Consider the following 20,107-nt stretch of genomic DNA (forward strand, 5'->3'; position numbering starts at 1 on the left):
ACGGCCCGCACGCCGTTTTTTTGTGCTGCATTTTTGTGCTGCCGTACTGTGCGGTTTTCGGTGCGGTTTTCCGTACAGTTGTGCGCACTTGAATACGGGCTGGTCGACCACACCTGTCTTGCATCTGATATTTAGAATATTTCCAGACAAGGATCCATTGCATGACCTTTCGCGCCCAAATGCTGGACACGTTGACCTCCCAGTCGTCCCGGGATCTCGAAGCGCAGGCGCTCGGACTGGTACCGATCGTCGTGGAAACGAGCGGCCGGGGCGAGCGCTCGTATGACATCTACTCGCGCTTGCTGAAGGAACGTATTGTGTTCCTGGTGGGCGAGGTGAACGATCAGACCGCGAATCTGGTTGTCGCGCAAATGCTGTTTCTAGAGAGCGAGAATCCGGACAAGGACATCTACTTCTATATCAACAGCCCGGGTGGTTCGGTGTCGGCCGGTATGGCGATCTACGACACGATGCAGTTCATCAAGCCGGACGTGTCCACGCTGTGCATGGGGCTTGCGGCAAGCATGGGCGCGTTCCTGCTGGCTGCGGGTGCGAAGGGCAAGCGCTTTGCGCTGCCGAACTCGCGCGTGATGATCCACCAGCCGCTCGGCGGCGCGCGTGGTCAGGCGTCGGACATCGAAATTCAGGCGCGCGAAATCCTGTATTTGAAGGAAAGGCTGAATCATCTGCTCGCGCACCACACCGGCCAACCGGTCGAGCGGATCGCGCGCGACACCGACCGTGACAACTTCATGTCCGGCGACGACGCTCAGGCCTATGGCCTCGTCGATCAGGTCGCGCACAAGCGGCCCTGACCGGGTACGGGTTTGCGCTAAATCGGGGCAAATCCGTCGGCTGATCGGTTGTGAAATAATCAGGAGTCGTCCGAGCGCCTGCGGCAAACGCCGTCATCTTGCTCAGCCCGGCCGCGCCTAACTGCGTGGCTGGGGCAAACGGCGTATCATGTAATCGAGTGTCCGGAGGCTCACACATCTATGGCGGACAAAAAAGGTTCTAACAGCGAAAAGCTGTTGTATTGCTCGTTTTGCGGCAAGAGCCAGCATGAAGTCAAAAAACTGATTGCCGGCCCGTCGGTGTTCATCTGTGATGAATGTATCGACCTGTGCAACGAAATCATTCGCGACGAAGCAGCAGGTGCGGGCATCGAGGCAGGCTTGTCCAAGTCCGATCTGCCGGGGCCGCAAGAGATCCGTGAAATCCTCGACCAGTATGTGATCGGTCAGGAACGCGCGAAGAAAATTCTCGCCGTCGCGGTGTACAACCACTACAAGCGCCTGAAGCATCTCGACAAGAAAGACGAGATCGAGCTGTCCAAGAGCAACATCCTGCTGATCGGCCCGACCGGTTCCGGCAAGACCCTGCTTGCGCAAACGCTCGCCCGTCTTCTGAACGTTCCGTTTGTCATTGCAGACGCAACCACGCTGACGGAAGCGGGTTACGTGGGCGAAGATGTTGAGAACATCATCCAGAAGCTGCTGCAGAATTGCAATTACGAAGTGGACAAGGCCCAACGCGGCATTGTCTATATCGACGAAATCGACAAGATCAGCCGCAAGTCGGACAACCCGTCCATTACTCGCGACGTGTCGGGCGAGGGCGTGCAGCAGGCGCTGCTGAAGCTGGTTGAAGGCACGATGGCGTCGGTGCCGCCCCAAGGCGGTCGCAAGCACCCTAACCAGGACTTCATCCAGGTCGACACCACCAACATTCTGTTCATTTGCGGTGGCGCGTTTGACGGGCTGGAGAAGGTGATCGTCGATCGTACGGAAAAGACCGGCATTGGCTTTGGCGCGAGCGTGAAGAGCAAGCAGGACCGTGACGCCGGCGAGGTGCTGCGCGAAGTGGAGCCGGAAGACCTGATCAAGTTCGGCCTGATTCCTGAACTGATCGGTCGGCTGCCGGTGGTGGCCACGCTCGGCAAGCTCGACGAAGCGGCTTTGATGAAAATTCTCGTCGAACCGAAGAATGCGCTCGTGAAGCAATACCATAAGCTCTTCAACATGGAACGCGTCGAGCTCGAAATTCGCCCGGCTGCGCTCCAGGCCGTGGCGCGCAAGGCGATCCGTCGCAAGACGGGCGCACGCGGACTGCGCTCCATCCTGGAACAGGCATTGCTTGACGTGATGTACGATCTGCCGCAAATGAAAGGTGTCAGCAAGGTCATCATTGACGATAATGTGATCGACGGCGACGGCAAACCCTTGTTGATCTATGAAGACGCGCCCAAAGTCGCGGGTTCTAACTGATCGGCTTGTGGATACTGCAAAAAGCCGTTCATGGCGACGTGAACGGCTTTTTCGTTTATCGTGTGGTCAGAACGGTTGTTTTCACAATGGAGTCACTGAACCTTCGGAGTCACTGAACTTTTCCCACACGCGGAGGCTTGCAATATTTTCTGCTGGCCTCACCTATCGAACGAACTGATTCCACTCATGGGGAAATGAAATGTCAGGAACCCAACTCCTCCCGCAGGAACGTATTACGCTGCCGCTGCTCCCGCTGCGCGACGTAGTCGTTTTCCCGCACATGGTGATTCCGCTCTTCGTAGGCCGCCCGAAGTCGATCAAGGCTCTCGAAGCAGCGATGGAAGGCGGCAAGCACATCATGCTCGTCGCCCAGAAAACGGCTGCGAAAGATGAGCCGACCGAAAAGGACATGTACGAAGTAGGGTGTGTTGCCAACATCCTGCAAATGCTGAAGCTGCCCGACGGCACGGTGAAGGTGCTCGTCGAGGGTCTGCAGCGCGCAAAGACGCTTTCCATCGAAGAACAGGAAACGCAGTTTTCGTGCGAAGTCATGCCGCTCGAACCCGACCACGCCGACAGCGCTGAAACCGAAGCGCTGCGCCGCGCGATCGTGTCGCAGTTCGACCAGTATGTGAAGCTGAACAAGAAGATCCCGCCGGAGATCCTGACCTCGCTGTCGGGTATCGACGAAGCCGGGCGTCTGGCCGACACGATCGCGGCACATCTGCCGCTCAAGCTCGACCAGAAGCAGCACATCCTGGAAATGTTCCCGGTCATCGAGCGTCTCGAGCATCTGCTCGCGCAGCTCGAAGCCGAGATCGACATCCTGCAGGTCGAAAAGCGCATCCGTGGGCGTGTGAAGCGCCAGATGGAGAAGAGCCAGCGCGAGTACTACCTGAACGAACAGGTCAAGGCGATCCAGAAGGAACTGGGCGAGGGCGAAGAAGGTGCGGATCTCGAAGAACTCGAGAAGCGCATCACGGCCGCGCGCATGCCGAAGGAAGCCAGGAAGAAGGCCGACGCCGAGCTGAAAAAGCTCAAGCTGATGTCGCCGATGTCGGCTGAAGCGACGGTTGTGCGCAACTACATCGACACTCTGATCGGCCTGCCGTGGCGCAAGAAGAGCAAGGTCAACAACGACCTCTCGAATGCCGAGCGCGTGCTGGACGAAGACCACTTCGGTCTCGAAAAGGTGAAGGAACGCATTCTCGAGTATCTCGCGGTCCAGCAGCGTGTCGACAAGGTCAAGGCGCCGATCCTGTGCCTCGTCGGGCCTCCGGGCGTTGGTAAGACGTCGCTGGGTCAGTCGATTGCTCGCGCAACGAACCGCAAGTTCGTGCGTATGGCGCTCGGCGGCGTGCGTGACGAGGCCGAGATCCGCGGTCACCGTCGTACGTACATCGGTTCGATGCCCGGCAAGATTCTGCAGAGCCTGACCAAGGTCGGCGTGCGCAATCCGCTCTTCCTGCTCGACGAAGTCGACAAGATGGGCCAGGATTTCCGCGGCGATCCGTCGTCGGCATTGCTGGAAGTGCTCGATCCGGAACAGAACCATACGTTCGCCGATCACTATGTCGAAGTGGACTTCGATCTGTCGGACGTGATGTTCGTGGCGACGTCGAACTCGCTGAATATTCCGCCGCCGCTGCTCGACCGGATGGAAGTGATCCGTCTTTCGGGTTACACGGAAGACGAAAAGGTCAGCATCGCGCAACGTTACCTGCTGCCGAAGCAGAAGAAGAACAACGGCCTCAAGGATGGCGAGGTCGATGTGACGGAAACGGCGATCCGCGACATCATTCGCTACTACACGCGTGAAGCCGGCGTGCGTTCGCTCGAGCGTGAAGTGTCGAAGATCTGCCGCAAGGTCGTGAAGATGCTTCTGCTGAAGAAGGCCGAAGGCGCGGTGAAGGTGGACGGCAGCAATCTCGATACGTTCCTCGGCGTGCGCAAGTACGACTTCGGTCTCGCTGCGAAGGAGAATCAGGTTGGCCAGGTGACGGGTCTCGCGTGGACGGAAGTGGGCGGCGATCTGCTGACCATCGAAGCCGCCGTGATGCCGGGCAAGGGCAACGTGATCCGTACGGGTTCGCTCGGCGACGTGATGAAGGAATCGGTCGAGGCAGCACGCTCGGTGGTCCGCTCGCGTTCGCGTCGTCTGGGCGTCAAGGACGAAGCGTTCGAGAAGCAGGACATTCACATTCACGTGCCGGAAGGCGCCACGCCGAAGGACGGTCCTTCGGCCGGTATCGCGATGACCACGGCGCTGGTGTCGGTGCTCACCGGTATTCCGGTACGTGCCGACGTTGCGATGACGGGCGAAATCACGTTGCGCGGCGAAGTGCTGCCGATCGGCGGTCTGAAGGAGAAGCTGCTGGCAGCGCACCGCGGCGGCATCAAGCTCGTGCTGATCCCGGAAGAAAACGTCAAGGACTTGACGGAGATTCCGGACAACGTGAAGAACGCGATCGAAATCGTGCCGGTCCGCTGGATCGACAAGGTGCTCGAACTCGCACTCGAACGTGTGCCCGAGGCGTTGCCGGAAGAAGAAGCCAAGCCTGCGTCGCCGGTGGCTGGCGAGGCCGGCAAAGACTCTGGTGCAACGGATGTCGTGAAGCACTGAGCCTCCGTCCTGACAGTATCCTTGCTGCACAAAAACCCGCGGTTTAATTACCGCGGGTTTTTTATTGGCCTTTGCGCGCGAAACATTCACACCGAGCGCCTTTAGTCGTGCAACGACATGCCACGGATCAAATTTGTTGTGCGCGCATCCAAAGCCGCAGCCGTTCACGATGAATACACCGCGAAAATCCCTTGAAATCAGGCTCAACCCCTGTTGACACCGCGCTTTCGGCCAATTCTAATGACTCGGCCCGGCATAGCCGCCGGCCACATGATGTCAGGCGCACACGCGCCATTTCGGTTCTAAAACATTCTCGGGGGTAGGGATGAACAAGACGGAATTGATCGACCACATCGCGCAGCAGGCGGAAATTTCGAAGGCCGCGGCCGGCCGCGCGCTGGAGGCTGTAATCGGCGGTGTGAAGGGCACCTTGAAAAAGGGCGGCTCTGTGACGCTGGTGGGCTTCGGCACGTTTGCGGTGGGCAAGCGTACCGCTCGTACCGGACGTAATCCCCGCACGGGCGATGCGATCAAGATCAAGGCAGCCAAAGTTCCTAAATTTAGGCCTGGCAAAGCGCTGAAGGATGCGTTAAACTAATGGGCTTGCTGCTTCACGAAAGTTGCTTGCTTCGGCAGGTGGCCAGGCGGAAGCAAAGAGTCCAGTCTGCGGAACGGGTGCTTAGCTCAGTTGGTAGAGCGGCGCCCTTACAAGGCGTAGGTCGGGAGTTCGAGCCTCTCAGCACCCACCATTCGTTTCGCGATCGACTCGTAAGGCAGCCTCACCCAGGCTGTTGCAGTGAGCAGAAACCCGCATAGCTATTTGCTCTGCGGGTTTTTTGTTGGCTGCACGCGGGGAGAGGCGCCAGCCGGGCAGGCTCCTGCGTGAACCCTTGCCGTTGGTTTTTGCCAGTCATACGCCGCAATCGCCCATACCCGCGCCAACCACAGCGACGCCCGCCCGTTACAACTTTTCCATCGACGGAAAAGACATTCCCTCAGCTCCCGTCGAAGTCTTCGGCAGACCGACAGTCCTCTTCACGCAATTCGGTTTCGTTCACCACGAACTTCGGAGCAAGGAGCATGAACCATGTCCACGAAGCAACCGTTCAAGCGCGTCTGGTTCATTGCAGGCGCTTCACGCGGTTTGAGCGCACTGAGCGGGTTCGCCCTGTTGGTGGCCACTCGGCGGCGCAGCGCGCATCAGCCGGTTCTGGTCGTGATCAACCTGTTTGTGTGCGGCGCGTTCGCCTTCGCCGTGCGTCCCATCATGCAGACGACCGTTGTTCTGGTCTCTCAGCGCGTGGCGGCTGAGGCCGTCGGTACAGCAGCCGGGCTCATCGTCGCGGCGTTCAATCTAGGGGATCTCGGGCGGCAGCTTCGTCGGCGGACTGGCTGTGGCAGGAGGGAGCGTCGTCACGACCGCCTACGTGGGTGTGGCTTTGGCGCTCGTGGGGCTGGCCGTTGTCGCGACGTACGCCTCGTCCGGGCGCCGTTCGGCCAGGACTGCACACGGCGCCGTTGCAGAGTGCCGAACCTGAGCCCCTTTTTACTGCCGAGCCGCAGGCCGGGAGGCAAAAGTTGCGGACACGCGCACGCATCAGCTACAATTGCTGTTCACCGTGTGTTTTATAGCACCTGCGGTGTGCAGTACAAGCAAGGCAGCACAAGGAGTGGTAGTTCAGTCGGTTAGAATACCGGCCTGTCACGCCGGGGGTCGCGGGTTCGAGTCCCGTCCACTCCGCCAGTATCCTCGAAAGGCGAACTCCGGTTCGCCTTTTTTATTGCCCGCTGTTGTAAGATCGGGCGTTCTGTTTTTGGCACTTACGCATGCTCGATTTTTTCCGCAATCACAAACGCCTGATGATGTTCATGCTCATCCTCGTCATTGTGCCGGGGCTGGGTTTCGTGGGTATTCAGGGCTTTCGCGGCTTCTTTGACGAAAGCGCAAACGTCGCGAGCGTCAACGGTCACAAGATCACGCGGGTAGAGTACGACAACGCGATGCGTCAGCAGCTCGACCGCGCCCGTCAGATGCTCGGCGCACAGTTCGACATCAAGGCGTTCGACACGCCCGAACGCCGCAGCCAGATGCTCGACGGCCTGATCGAACAGCGCATGCTGGCCGATGAAACGCAGCGCCTTCACCTGAGCGCATCTGACGACGCCGTGCGCCGCGTGCTGCTTAACGATCCGATCATCTCGTCGCTGAAAAAGCCGGACGGCTCGATCGACGTCGAGCGTTACAAGCAACTCCTCGCCATGCAGGGCATGACGCCCGACCAGTACGACGAGCGCGTGCGTTACGGCATCGCCACTCAGGAATTGCCGGCCAGCATACAGGGCAGCTCCTTCACGTCGAAAACGCTCGCCCAGCGTCTGACCGACCTTGCCGAGCAGCAGCGTGAAGTGCAAGGCATTGCCTTTCATCCGCGCGACTATGCCGCGAAAATCCAGCCGACCGACGCGCAGTTGCAGGCGTATTACGACGCGCATCGCAACGACTTCGCGACCCCGGCTACTGCCACGATCCAGTATCTGGTGATGTCGCCGGCCACGCTCGCCGCCTCCGTGCAGCCGGGCGAGGCGGACCTGAAAAAATACTACGACGAGAACATCGCCCACTACCGGACCGAAGGCCAGGTGCGTGCGAGCCACATTCTGATCGCCGCGCCCAAAGACGCGAGCGCAGCCGACAAGGCCAAGGCGAAGCAGAAGGCCGAAGAGTTGCTCGCACAGATCAAGGCGCATCCTGATCAGTTTGCTCAGATCGCGCAGGAGAACTCGCAGGATCCCGGCTCGGCATCGAAAGGCGGCGACCTCGGCTACTTTGGGCGCGGCATGATCGCGGGCGGCCAGGCGTTCGACGACGCTGTGTTCGCGCTCAAGAAAGACGAAGTGAGCGGCATCGTGCAAACGGACTTCGGTTATCACATCGTCAAGGCGACTGACGTCAAGCCGGCGGTCACCCGACCGTTTGACGAAGTGAAGGACCAGATTGCCCGCGACCTGAAGACGCAACTGGCAAGCAAGGCATTTAGCGACGACTCCGAAGGCTTTACGTCGATCGTCTATGAGAAGGCAAAGAGCCTGCAGCCAGCCGCCGACAAGTACAAGCTGCAGCTGCAGACGGCCACAGTCACGCCGCAGCCCGATCCGAAGCTGCCGCCCGACAGCCCGCTGAACAACGCGAAGTTCCTCGCCGCCGTGTTTGCCAACGACTCGGTCAACGCACGCAACAACACGCAGGCAATCGACGTGGGCAGCAACACGCTGATCGCTGCGCGCGTCACTGATTACAAGGCTGCGGCGGTGCCGGCGCTCGACACTATCAAAGACGCCGTGCGCGAGAAGGTGATCGCCGCACAGTCGAACGAAGCCGCGCATAAAGACGGCATCGCGAAGCTCGCCGAGTTCGAAAAGTCGAAGGCGACCACCGGCTTCTCGTCGCCGCTGAAGGTTTCTCGTAACGACGCGCAGGGCGTGCCGCCCGCCGCGTTGAGCGCGATCTACAAGGCCGATGCGCAGAAGTTGCCCGCATATGTAGGCGTGGATCTGGGCGACGCCGGCTACGCGATTTACCGCGTCAATGCGGTGGTGGCGGGCGGGCCGGTGGATCCGCAGCGGCTCGCCGCGGCCCAGCAGCAGATCGCGCAAGTGCAATCGCAGTCGGAAACGCAGGCCTATATCGAGGCGTTGCGCGCCCGTTCGAAGGTCAAGCTGTATGGCTCGCTGGAGAGCGGCGCGAATGCGCAGGAAGGCAGCGAGTAAGCTGCATGCCGGCAGAGCGGTTGCTGGGGCAATTGGCTGTGTGGCTGGTCGCGCGCTCGACCACCTGGTTAGGCACGCAGTCCCGGCTCAGTCAGCCTGGCAGTCAATGCTCGGTTAGCGAGCAGTCAACGCCCGCTTAGTCGCTCAGTCGCTCCAGAGCATGCCTGCCCGCCCGGCGCGAGATTGGCTACGCCGCGCGCGCCGCGCATCCATGAAAAAGCCCCGCAGATGCGGGGCTTTTCAGTCTGGAGACTCGTCGTCCTCCAGACCGGACGCTCATCGAAGTGACATCGATCAGCGTGACACGATTACAGGCACGAACTGATCGCGCTGGTGGCGTCGCTGCCCGCTGCGCCGTTGGCCCGGAAGCCGACCCACGAGCCTTTGCCCGAGTATGCCGGACGCACCACGGCGGCCGCGCCGTTCGGCGGCTGCTGGCCGGGCACATACACGTCGACAGCCTGATCGTTAGCCAGCGTGTCTTGGGACACGACCTGCTTTTGCGAGCTGTCTGCCCATTTTTGCGCGATGCACGAGGCCACGGCCTTCGGCGGTTGCTGGCTCTGTCCGACGGATTGGACGCCAGCCGGCGGTTGAGCGGCGCAGGCAGAAATTGCCACGGTCAAAGCGATTAACGGTAGGTATTTCACGTTATCTCCTCTAGAAGTCGCTCAAAATCGAGCCGGTCACACGGGATTGCGCAAGCGTCAGACGACGCTCGCCGATCCGTATACCCGATGTTTCGGAAACGGGTTGTCAGCCGCTTTCAGCGCGGCGAACCCGTGCGAAGGAGTGGCTTCACAGCAGGCCACACGTTGTTCAGTAGCACTGGCTGTGCCTGCTGCGCGGGATGAATCTGATCCGCCTGGAACATGTCGGGCTTGTCGGCGATGCCGGCGAGCAGAAACGGCACGAGCGGCACGCGCAGTTCCTTCGCAAGCTGGCCATACATGCCGTGGAACTTTTGCGTGTAGTCGGGGCCGTAATTAGGCGGTACGTACATGCCAACCAGCACCACCTTCGCGTGGCCTTGCTGCGCCTGTTCGATGATCGTGCGCAGGTTGTCCTCCGTGGTGGAGAGCGGCACGCCCCGCAACGCGTCGTTCCCACCCAGTTCGACAATCACAATGCTCGGCTTCAGGCGTTGCATGAGCGCCGGCAAGCGGGCTCGCCCGCCGCTCGTCGTGTCGCCGCTGATACTGGCATTGGCAACGCTATAATCGATTCGCTCTTGCGCAAGGCGCTGGCGCAGTAACGCAACCCAGCCCGTGTCGCGCGGCAAACCGTACTCGGCGGAGATGCTGTCGCCCAATACGACGATCACGGGTTTGGCCGCTTCCGGCGTGTTGGCAGCATGAACGGTGAAACTCGCCGCAAAGAGCACCGCGGCCAAAATGGCCGATATGGCCGATATGGCCGATATGGCCGAGCGCACGAAGCCCATTGCGATAGAAGTCGCCGGGTTCGTTGCCCGAATGAATGCCTTGGCGCGATGCTTGACGGCGCACACTTTCAACCTACGCTTCACCATGCTAAACAGAACTGATCCAGTCATTGAAGTGCGGGGTTTGTGCAAGAAGGTTAAGGATGCAACGGGCGAACTGACCATTCTCGACAACATCGATCTGGCTATCGAAGCCGGTAGCAGTGTTGCGATAGTGGGCGCGTCCGGGTCGGGCAAGTCTACGCTGCTTGGCCTGCTCGCGGGGTTGGACAGCGCGAGCTCCGGCTCGGTTCGTCTGCTCGGCCGCGAGCTCACCACCTTGAACGAAGACCAGCGTGCGGCTTTACGTAGCGGCTCGGTCGGCTTCGTATTCCAGTCGTTTCAGTTGATGCCGCATTTGACGGCGCTCGAGAACGTTACCTTGCCGCTCGAACTGCAAGGCGGCATTGGCACGCGGGAAGCCGCAGCGCGCGCGCGCCGGCTGCTCGAGCAGGTTGGACTCGGGCAGCGCACCGGTCATTATCCGAAGCTGCTCTCGGGCGGCGAGCAGCAACGCGTCGCACTGGCGCGCGCCTTCGTGACTCACCCGGCGATACTCTTTGCCGACGAACCCACCGGCAGTCTCGACGCTGCCACCGGCCACGCGGTGATCGACCTGATGTTCGAGATGAACCGCGCAAATGGCGCGACGCTGATTCTGGTTACGCACGACGTCGAGCTGGCGCGCCGCTGCGACACCACGGTGACGATCGAAGCGGGACGTCTCGTCTGAACGACGCTGGCGTACGGCGGAAAGGGCGCTGATCGACATGGTGCGCGAGCGGTGCGGCGCAACGCACGCGCGGGGGCTACGTCGGTGCGCACAGGCGGCAAATGCAAAGCCGACAAATACACAGCCCGGTACGAAGGGTCCACAAGCAGAGCCTCCAAACGCACAGCCCCCAAACGCACAGCCCACCAGTGCAACGCGCGCAATGAATTGACGCCACGTCCTTCGAAGTCATGGACTTGCCGACGAATTCGGTCGCGCGTCAGATCCCACGAAACCGAACAAAAAACTGTCGACCCCTACGACATGCCCCCAGGCGCCTGACGACAAAATTTTCGACCCGCTGTCGACCTGACTCACAGGTTCCATTGCCATTCCATCAGTTAACAGATACCTTTCACTCGACACTTCGCGCAAGACTTCCAATGAGTCGAGGTCGATCCACGAACTGCCGCCGGACACGGACCAGCAACGCTCAGCATTTCTGTGCTTGCAATCCGCCGCTGTCAGCCCTCGACGGGAAAGCCCCCTATCCTTGAGGGGGGCAATGCGTCAGATCATGACCTAAAGTGCTGAGGCGAGTCCTTCGCAGCGCGGTGTGGCTGGTTCTCAAGACTGGTATGTTTCTCGTGGCAACGCACTCCACCGCGAACGTGAGCGCCCAAAGTGGCCAAATAAATGCAACGCTTAAACAAGCTAAGGAGGCGCATGAAACCGTTTTATCGATTCATGTTCGCGAGCGCGACTGCTGCGACAATCCTCGCCCTTTGTCCCGCAGCGGCCCAGCAACAGGCTGCTCGTGTCGTAGCCGTAGACCAGGCAGCGGACCCAGGCGCCTCGGCTCACCTCAGCGACGAAGAAATCAGCCAGGCGTATATCTACCTTCTTGGCCGGTTGTTAGTGACACGTCAGCAGCAACTGGATTTCCAGGAAGGATTTAAATGGAATCAACTGGTTCATCGTAAGCCCGGCGCTGTCGACTGGCCGAACCCGAATCTCGACGTTGCGTACTCGGAGTCCTGGCTTGCGGTAGACGAGAACAGTTGCACGATCATCAGTGTGCCGCAGATCAATGAGCGTTATTACACGGTCCAGATACTCAGTGGTTGGGGAGAGACTCTCGCCAACATCAACGAACGCGTCTTCCCGCAAAAGGCTTCCGGCGACTTTGCCGTCTGTCTGAAGGGTGCCAAAGTCACTCCACCTGCCGGTGCTATGCGGATCGACCTGCCCGTCAAGTACGCACGGCTCTTGACACGGGTTGCGCTTGGCGCTGATCCGGATGCGGCGGTGGCACTTCAGCACCAGTTCAAGCTGACGGTCACCGGTACGCCCGGGCTGCCGTCCGTTCCGAAGACCCCTATTTTTGGGCTAGAAGCGTTTCCGGGAGTCGAGGCATTCGACGCAGCCAACCTCGCACTCGACAGCGATCCGGACCGGAACGCGGGCCTGGAGCCCCTGCAGGCGTTGGCCCGCCGCGTAGCTGCCGAAGCGAAGATCCCCGCGCAGCGCAACCGTATCGATAAGGTCATACGCACGAAGGCGTTTCGCGACCTTGCGGAGGCGGGCAAGCTCATCGGACATGGAACGGTGCAGGACGGCTGGGCTCGGCCGGGCGTCGTGGGCGAGTACGGTATTGACTATCTCACGCGCACATTGGTCAATTACCGGGGCATCTGGGCCAATATCAAACCGGAGGTACTCTACTATCGGGGCGCCGCCGACTCCACCGGTGCCGAACTCATCGGCGACAATGTGTACACCTTGACGTTTCCCAAAGACGCGTTGCCTGCACGCTTTGCGAAATATTTCTGGTCTGTCATTGCGGTTGATAGCACGCGTTTCCGGGTGTTGCCTAACCCGCTGAAAAAATACTTGATCAACGAACAGTCGGGCCTGACCTACGGGCCGGACGGATCTCTCACGCTTTATTTCGCTGCCGAGAAGCCCGCAAACGCGCCCGAGGGAAATTGGCTGCCGACACCGCGGGGCGCCAAGTACCGGTTGACCTTCCGCTACTATGGCCCACTTGACGGAGTTGCAAACGGCACTTACTACCCGCCGGCGCTCATGAAGGTCCAGTAGACGGGGAGCTCATTGCAAGATCGGCCGTCGGAACCGTCGATCGGTGGGCGGCGCTCAAGTTTGTCGTGGAGACAAGCTCTCTCCCAAGTGCAGACGGATGCTATATGAGGTCGCGCCTATGTGCCCGATTTGCGCGACGGGGACGGTCCCCTAAGCAGCCGTTCAGTCAGAGTCGGATCGATCGGCCGCTGTGGGCGCAAGTGCGAATTCGTTGGGCCTGGCAGCGGTCGCTTATCGATGGCCTTCCAGCCACTGCCTTCCAGCAGTGGCCAGTCGCATGCGTGCCCCGCGCCTCAAGATCGACTTCGGCCGACCGAAAATATCAGCCGTCGCAGCAGCTATGTGCGTCAACCCGGGCCGTCGCTTGCAGCGGCCAACAGCGGCACGACCAGATCGCTTATCGGCGTAGGAATACCGTGAACCTGGCCGCATCGCTGTACGACGCCGTTGCGACAGTCCCATTCGAGAGGGCGACCAGCCTGTCGGTCCGCAAGAATCGAGGTGCCCAGGTCGGGTGGGGCTTTCAGAAATCCATCGACGATCTCCTGCGCTACCTCGTCGCCCAGTGTCGCACCCTCGGCGCGTGCCACTTCGAGGCATTCTCGCAAGTAAGCGAGCGACAGAGCCGTGATGTCCGGTCGTGAGAACATGCCGGCCCGGCGACCCGCGAGGACCATGAGCCCCGCAACTGCGTTTTGCAGCAGTTTCCTCCACGCGACCGTCGTGAAATCGGCCTGCACGTCCACTGAGCATCGGGTGCCGCGGAGGGCTGCGAGTACAACGCCAGTCTGAGGTGCATCGGGCAAGGTAAGCCGCGGCTTGCCCCGAAGCCACACCGAGGCGTCGCTCTCGCGTTGAGCGGGAAACCATACCACCGAAGGCAGCACCGGGTTGCCGGACAAGTAACGTGCGACGAGCTTCGTTTGTTCCACGCCATTTTGCAGCACGCAAACAACGGTCGCCTCGTCACATAATGCGGACAGCCAAGGTGCCGCGGCCTCTAACTGCGTCGCTTTGACTGCGACAAAAACCAGGTCAACGGCGCCTTTGATTGCGGCCGGATTAGTGAGCACAGGTCCGGGTACGGCAATCTGACCGCCATCGAAGCGAAGCTCGAGGCCCGCATGTGCAGAGCGGCCGCAAATGATCGGTGTGCGGCCGACCTCGTGAAGCGCCGCCGCTACCGTCGTGCCGATCGCGCCGGGGCCGATCAGCGCGACTGTCGGATTCTCAGGGTTCTTCATTATCGTGTTCTCCAGTAGCTGTTTGCCGATGCGGCTGCCGTTTGGCATTGCCCGTTGTCCACTTCGCATCGTGACGCGCGAGCCTCCAACGAGGCCACGTCATGCGGGAATGAGGACCGAGGCGCTAGTGGCAAGTTGGCTAGCGAAATGATCGAGGTCGAAATTCTGGCATCGTCAGGAAGGAGCCACAATCGACGTAAAATTGCTTGAAACGAGAGAAAAAGTCACCTCACATCTACGAAGTAGAACGCGAGTAAACACGCCTGGAACTTGCAGCGCTTGAATGGCTTGCACCACTTGTCCGCGCGCTCCTGCGCGTTGGGTTCTACGGCTGCGACGAACGAGTACGCGCGGCTCCGCGAAATGCCTTTCCTGACGACAGGCGCGCCGCCGAAAAAAAGCGGGCCGCGACGGGCCCGCTCTTACCATCGAACTACAAGACGCGCATGCACAACGCCGGCAGAACGCATGCACAGCGCCGACACCTGCGCCGGCATCTGAACCGGCGCGGGCCGTCAGCGCTTCAAAGCGGCGCGCGCGCGCGCGATCAACGCCGACGTCGAGGAATCGTGCTTCTTTTCCTCCACGCTCGCGGCGGTAAGATCCGCTTCCACGACCTTGCCGAGAATCTTGCCCAGCTCAACGCCCCATTGATCGAATGGATTAATGTTCCATACCGACGCCTGCACCAGCACCTTGTGCTCGTACAACGCGATCAACGCGCCGAGCGAACGCGCGGTGAGTGCATCGAGAATCAGGGTGGTGGTCGGACGGTTGCCCGGAAACACCAGATGCGGCGCGAGCTCCGGCTTGTCCGGACCGGCGACTTTTTTCGCTTCTTCGAGCGTGCGGCCCAACATCAGCGCCTCGCTTTGCGCGAAGCAGTTGGCGAGCAGCTTCGCATGATGGCTGACGAGCGGATGCTCGGGCGTCAGCGCGGCAATGAAGTCGATCGGCACGATAGTCGGACCTTGATGAAGCATCTGGAAAAACGCATGCTGTCCGTTCGTGCCCGGCTCGCCCCATGTCACCGCTGAGGTCGGATAGTCGACCATCGCGCCGTCAAGCCGCGCCGACTTGCCGTTGCTTTCCATCTCGAGTTGTTGCAGATAGGACGGCAGGAAATGCAGCGCTTCGGAATACGGCGCCACCAAGTAGCTTTGCGAGCCGAAGAAGTTGCGATACCAGATACCGATCATGCCGAGCAGCACCGGCAGATTCTTTTCGAGCGGCGCGCTGCGGAAATGCTCGTCCATTTCGTTGGCGCCCGCTAGCAGTTCGCCGAACTGCTGCGGCCCGACCGCGATCATGATCGACAGACCGACGGCCGACCACAACGAATAGCGGCCGCCCACCCAGTCCCACATTTCGAACACATTTTCTTTCGCGATGCCGAACTTCACCACTTCGTCAGGGTTCGCCGACACGCCGACAAAGTGCTTCGCGAGTGCATTCTCCGGACAGCCTTTTTCGACGAACCAGTCGCGCAGCGAGCGCGCGTTGGTCATGGTTTCGAGCGTCGTAAAAGTCTTGGAAACGATGATCGCGAGCGTCTCTTCGGGATCGATCTGCTGCATCACGTTGTAGAGGTCCGCACCGTCCACGTTCGACACGAAGTGCGCGGCAATCTCAGGCGTGGCGAGATGATGCAGCGCGTGCACGACCATCTTGGGCCCGAGGTCAGAGCCGCCGATGCCGATGTTCACGACATGGCGAATGCGCTTGCCCGTGTAGCCGGTCCACGCGCCGCTGCGCACCTGCTCGGCGAAGGCAGCCATCTTTGCGCGCTCGGCCTGCACCTGCGCGTGGAAGGGCGCGTTCGGGTTGCTCGCGCGCAGCGCGGTATGCAGTGCCGCGCGGCCTTCTGTGGGATTGACGACTTCGCCCGCGAACATGGCGTCGCGGCGCTTCTCGACGCCGGCTTCGTGCGCGAGCTGCACGAGCAGTTTCAGGGTTTCGTCGGTAATGCGATTCTTCGAGAAATCTGCTGCGAGACCGCCGCCCGCGAACGCAAAGCGTTCAGCGCGCGTCGGAGCGGGATCGTTTCCCGGAGCGAACCAGTCGCGCAGATGCGCATCGCGAATCTGTTCGTAATGCGTTTGCAGCAAGGACCAGGAGGTGAGCGAGTTCTGGGTCATAGCGTCCGTCTAACCAAGGGGCACGAAAGAAGGCGCGCGCAAAGCGCCGCCAAGGATGATGCAACGATGCTGTTAGAGCGAGGCCGTACAGCCGCGTTCGCCGCAAAGTCTCCGACGCCGCGGGACTCGGGGCGCTGCGCCTCTGCCGCGCCGCGTCGAATGCCTCGCGATTCATAACGATTCACAGCGATTCGCAATGATTCACGGCGATTGCGCATGCTGCGCGCGCGCTTCGATGCCACGCGCGGCGCGCACAGTGGCCGACACTCGTTGCCGCAATCACATAGAGGGGCAACAAAGGGGCGACAACGCGACCAAGCAGCGACAACAAAGCGACTCCGCAACGACGCCGCAGCGCCAGCACGTCTGCACGTCTGCACGGCGGGTCATGCAGTCCCTCAGTATAGCGGCGTTGCGCGACGGGCGGCAGCGCTTTAGCCAGGCGGTATAAGACGCTTCGCGGCAACCCAAGCCGCGACGTGTCTCATCGCGCGATCACGTTTGCGCCGACGGATAGAACATGCGGTTCAACAACGTTCGTACCATCGGCGCGAGCTCGCCTGCCGTCAGTCCGGCGGGCCCGTGTCCCTGGGCGCTAAGCGTGTCGGCGGCGAGTCCATGCAGGTAGACGCCCGCGAGCGCCGCCTCATAGCCCGGCAGCCGCTGCGCCAGCAGCGCGCCGATGATGCCGCCGAGCACGTCGCCGGTGCCACCCGTCGCGAGCGCGGCATTCCCGGTCGGATTAATCGTCAGACGGCCGTCGGCAGCGGCGACGACCGTGCCCGAGCCTTTCAGCACCACGACGCTCGCAAAGCGCGCGGCGAGCGCGCGTGCCGCGCTCAGACGGTCGCGCTGCACGCCCGCGGCGTCGGTGGCGAGCAGGCGCGCGGCTTCGAGCGGATGAGGAGTGAGCACACAAGGATCGCCTGCCGTGCCGCGTGCGGTGACGGCCGCGGCCAGCGCCGCATCTTTGGAAATCAGGTTAAGCGCGTCGGCGTCGAAGAGCTTCGGCACGTCCAGTTGCAACACGTCGTGCAACACGCGTGCGGCGCGCTCGCCGTGGCCCATGCCGCAGCCCACGGCGAGCGCGTCCATTTTGTCGAGCGGCAGAGCGTCGACGCCATGCAGCATCAGTTCCGGGTGCGGCGGATCGTAGGGAGGGGCGCCCCCGCCGAGCAGCGCGACGTGAACCTTGCCCGCACCGCTGAACAACGCGGCGCGTGCGGCCAGAATCGGCGCGCCGCACATGCCGGTGTCACCGCCCACCACGGCGAGACTGCCGAAGGTGCCCTTGTTGGTCGCGAAATCGCGCGGCGGCAGGAAGCCGGCGAACAGTTCCGCCGCGTTCAGCCGGATGGAGCCGCGCGTCATGCTGTCCACGCCGATCGGCGCGACCGTGACTGCGCCGGCAAGATCGCGGCCCTGGGCGGTGAAGAGGCCAGGCTTTCCCGCGATGAAGGTGATGGTGTGCGTCGCACGCACCACGGCGTCGCCGGTGCCGACGGCACCGACTATCGCGCCGGTATCGCTGTCGAGGCCGCTTGGAACATCCAGCGCGAGCACGCCGCCGTTGCGCGCGCGTGTCCTCGCGCGCTCCGAGAGGCGCCGCGCGATGTCCGCGAAAGTGCCTTCGAGCGCACGCGTGAGGCCAATGCCGAACATGCCGTCGACCAGCCACGTGTAGCCGTCGAGCGAAGCGGGCGGCGCCTGAGTAATCGCCACGCCGGACGCGCGCGCCGTGTCGAGCGCCCAGCGGGCGTCGTCCGGTTTGACTTCGACAGGCATGCACAGATCGACGGCAATGCCTGCCTTGTGCAATTCGGCGGCGAGAATCAGCGCGTCGCCGCCGTTGTTGCCCGGGCCGGCGCATAGCCAGACGCGCTGCCGCGATTTTTCCGTCGACGTGTCGCGCGCGATCTGGTCGAGCAGGAAGCTTGCGGCAGCCTTGCCGGCGCGGTCCATTAGCGTGTGTGCCGGCAGGGCCGCTGCAGCCTGGGCTTCGGCGATCCACAGATCGGCGAGTGTCAGAAGCGGCAGGGCGCGGTTTTCAGGGCGGATCAACGTTGGGGGCTTGAGGTCGGCAGCGGTCATGGCGGGGCAGGGCGAGCGCCTCGGTGTAAGGCGCGAGAGCTTCTGGAACCGCTATGGTAGTGCCGATGGACGTGTTGTGCGCTGATCGGAGACGCGACCCGGTGCCAGACGATGCCGTCAGCGCACGGCCATTCGCAGACAAGGCTGGTTGAGGCTGGTCGCCGCGGGCATGGGAGGCGCGAGTGGACCGCTCTGCCGACACCGCGTCAATCGGCCCCTACACCGCCCCTAAAACCGCTCCGCCCGCAACGCCGCCAGCGTCGCCTCCGGCAGGTCAGGCGTCTTGCCGCCGACGAGCTCGGCAACCAGCTTGCCCGCGCCGCATGCCATCCCCCAGCCCGCGGGCCCATGGCCGACATTCACAAAAAGCCGCGGATGCAGCGCGTTGCCGATCACCGGCAGGCCATCTGGCGACAGCAACCTCGTGCCTTCCCACGGCAAGGCCGCCGAGATCCGCGCGGCTCCCGGAATCCAGTCGTGCGTCGCCTGCCCGAGCAGCGCGAGCGCTTCCTCGGTCACCGCCTCGCCAAGCGGCTTGTCAAGCTGGTTCGCGGCCTGCAGGACAGCGCCGCCCGCAATGCGCAAGCGGTGATTCATCCGGCTGATGGTGATGCGCTTGACCGCGTCGACAATCGCCACATGCGGCGCGCATTCTTCATGCGCGATCGGCGCGACAAGCGTATGCAGTCGCAGCGGATACAGCGGCAGCCGCAAGCCGAGCCGCTCGAGCAAAGCGAGACTGCCCTGGCCGGCGGCGACGACAATGGCGTCCGCATGAATCACGTCGACTTCGCGCGAGCGGCTCGACACACCCGGCCGCGCCGCCAGCTCCACCGCCGCGCGCTGACTGTCGAGGCGAATCGCCGAAACCTCGCAGCCGAGCATGAACTGCACGCCGCCCTGATTGTCGAGTGTCTGCTTGATCAGTTTCGCGAATAGCGGGCAATTGGCGGTGCGTTCGTGATCGAACAGCACGCCGCCCGCAAATTCCGGCTCGGTGCGCACCGAATGCTCGTAAGCCGCGCATTCCGCCGGACTGAGCACATGATGGGGCATCTCGTGGCGCGCGAGCAGGCCGAGCGCCGGCTGAATCTGCTCCCATTCCTCGCCGGAACGCACCAGATAGAGCAGGCCGCTCGCCTGTTCGAACTCGTAGCCAAAGCGGGCTTCCATGTCCGCCATCGCCTCGCGCGAAGACTCGATCAACGGCCGCAACAGCCCGTATTGGCGGCTGAATGCCTCCGGTTCCTGCAGCGCGGCCAGCTTCTTGACGAACTGGCGCGCCGGTCCGCTGAAACCGGGTTTGCTGATGACGCCGTTTTTCGCGTTATGGCGGCTTGCCATGAAAGTCGGGCCGAACCAGACGTCGAGCGGCGTCGGCAGGACGGTACCGCCGTGCCCGTAGGTCGCGCCCTGCGCAACCGTGGCGTGGCGTTCGACGACGCATACGCGGTGGCCGGCCGCGCGAAGCTGATAAGCGGTGGCGACGCCGGCAATCCCGCCGCCAATGACAATGACATCCATTCTTCTGATTCGATTTGCCGGGCGAGGCGCCAGGGCGTGACGTGCGGCGCGGCCGGGCCTCAAGCGCCGCGGCGGGTTCCGGAAAACGCTTTCCGGGCGCGGCTCGCGACACGAGGCCGGCAGCAAGGGCACGCCTTGCTCGCACCGGTCTGAT

Annotated in this window: 13 protein-coding genes and 2 tRNA genes; 9 read left to right on the forward strand and 6 right to left on the reverse strand. The window is 62.0% G+C overall.

Annotation, left to right across the window (positions count from 1 at the left end; all coding sequences use genetic code 11):
* Positions 1 to 161 precede the first annotated feature (161 nt).
* The 7 genes from clpP to F757_RS0109665 all read left to right on the forward strand — a co-directional run bounded on the left by clpP (position 162) and on the right by F757_RS0109665 (position 8,658).
* Positions 162 to 815 (forward strand): ATP-dependent Clp endopeptidase proteolytic subunit ClpP, encoded by a 654-nt coding sequence (gene clpP / locus F757_RS0109635; RefSeq protein WP_006048927.1) that lies wholly within the window; start codon positions 162 to 164, stop codon positions 813 to 815.
* Between the two features lie 180 nt (positions 816 to 995).
* Positions 996 to 2,267 (forward strand): ATP-dependent Clp protease ATP-binding subunit ClpX, encoded by a 1,272-nt coding sequence (gene clpX, locus F757_RS0109640; RefSeq protein WP_013339179.1) that lies wholly within the window; start codon positions 996 to 998, stop codon positions 2,265 to 2,267.
* Between the two features lie 199 nt (positions 2,268 to 2,466).
* Complete coding sequence (lon, locus tag F757_RS0109645; protein WP_013339180.1) at positions 2,467 to 4,890, forward strand: endopeptidase La; 2,424 nt, start codon at positions 2,467 to 2,469, stop codon at positions 4,888 to 4,890.
* 325 nt (positions 4,891 to 5,215) lie between these two features.
* Positions 5,216 to 5,488 carry an HU family DNA-binding protein gene (locus tag F757_RS0109650; protein WP_013339181.1) on the forward strand — a complete coding sequence of 91 codons (273 nt, stop codon included), beginning with the start codon at positions 5,216 to 5,218 and terminating at the stop codon, positions 5,486 to 5,488.
* Between the two features lie 75 nt (positions 5,489 to 5,563).
* Positions 5,564 to 5,639: transfer RNA gene (locus tag F757_RS0109655), tRNA-Val, on the forward strand.
* 918 nt (positions 5,640 to 6,557) lie between these two features.
* Positions 6,558 to 6,634: transfer RNA gene (locus tag F757_RS0109660), tRNA-Asp, on the forward strand.
* An 83-nt stretch (positions 6,635 to 6,717) separates the two neighbouring features.
* The gene (locus F757_RS0109665; RefSeq protein ID WP_027211215.1) at positions 6,718 to 8,658 is read left to right on the forward strand and encodes a SurA N-terminal domain-containing protein; all 1,941 of its coding nucleotides are present in this window, start codon (positions 6,718 to 6,720) and stop codon (positions 8,656 to 8,658) included.
* Positions 8,659 to 8,966: 308 nt separating this feature from the next.
* On the opposite strand, the gene F757_RS0109670 is transcribed toward F757_RS0109665, so the two are convergent.
* Positions 8,967 to 9,308: a hypothetical protein gene (locus tag F757_RS0109670; RefSeq protein ID WP_013339201.1), complete on the reverse strand. Its 342-nt coding sequence runs from the start codon at positions 9,306 to 9,308 to the stop codon at positions 8,967 to 8,969.
* A gap of 116 nt (positions 9,309 to 9,424) precedes the next feature.
* Positions 9,425 to 10,102, reverse strand: coding sequence for an arylesterase (locus F757_RS0109675; protein WP_442856634.1), 678 nt, complete (start codon positions 10,100 to 10,102; stop codon positions 9,425 to 9,427).
* A gap of 85 nt (positions 10,103 to 10,187) precedes the next feature.
* Between F757_RS0109675 and F757_RS0109680 the strand changes: the two genes are divergently transcribed.
* Both F757_RS0109680 and F757_RS0109685 read left to right on the forward strand, forming a co-directional pair.
* Positions 10,188 to 10,874 carry an ABC transporter ATP-binding protein gene (locus tag F757_RS0109680; protein WP_027211217.1) on the forward strand — a complete coding sequence of 229 codons (687 nt, stop codon included), beginning with the start codon at positions 10,188 to 10,190 and terminating at the stop codon, positions 10,872 to 10,874.
* A 705-nt stretch (positions 10,875 to 11,579) separates the two neighbouring features.
* On the forward strand, positions 11,580 to 12,956 hold the full coding sequence (locus tag F757_RS0109685) for a DUF1214 domain-containing protein (protein WP_027211218.1): 1,377 nt from the start codon (positions 11,580 to 11,582) through the stop codon (positions 12,954 to 12,956).
* A 347-nt stretch (positions 12,957 to 13,303) separates the two neighbouring features.
* Here F757_RS0109685 and F757_RS0109690 read toward each other — a convergent pair whose 3' ends face one another.
* The 4 genes from F757_RS0109690 to F757_RS0109710 all read right to left on the reverse strand — a co-directional run bounded on the left by F757_RS0109690 (position 13,304) and on the right by F757_RS0109710 (position 19,953).
* A complete protein-coding gene (locus F757_RS0109690; RefSeq protein WP_027211219.1) occupies positions 13,304 to 14,200 on the reverse strand; it encodes an oxidoreductase in 897 nt (298 codons plus the stop codon).
* 515 nt (positions 14,201 to 14,715) lie between these two features.
* On the reverse strand, positions 14,716 to 16,338 hold the full coding sequence (gene pgi, locus F757_RS0109695) for a glucose-6-phosphate isomerase (protein ID WP_027211220.1): 1,623 nt from the start codon (positions 16,336 to 16,338) through the stop codon (positions 14,716 to 14,718).
* A gap of 495 nt (positions 16,339 to 16,833) precedes the next feature.
* Positions 16,834 to 18,429, reverse strand: coding sequence for a bifunctional ADP-dependent NAD(P)H-hydrate dehydratase/NAD(P)H-hydrate epimerase (locus F757_RS0109705; protein ID WP_027211221.1), 1,596 nt, complete (start codon positions 18,427 to 18,429; stop codon positions 16,834 to 16,836).
* A gap of 228 nt (positions 18,430 to 18,657) precedes the next feature.
* Positions 18,658 to 19,953: an NAD(P)/FAD-dependent oxidoreductase gene (locus F757_RS0109710; protein WP_027211222.1), complete on the reverse strand. Its 1,296-nt coding sequence runs from the start codon at positions 19,951 to 19,953 to the stop codon at positions 18,658 to 18,660.
* Positions 19,954 to 20,107: the final 154 nt, after the last annotated feature.

This window comes from Burkholderia sp. WSM2232, from assembly GCF_000472545.1.
Lineage (GTDB): Bacteria > Pseudomonadota > Gammaproteobacteria > Burkholderiales > Burkholderiaceae > Paraburkholderia.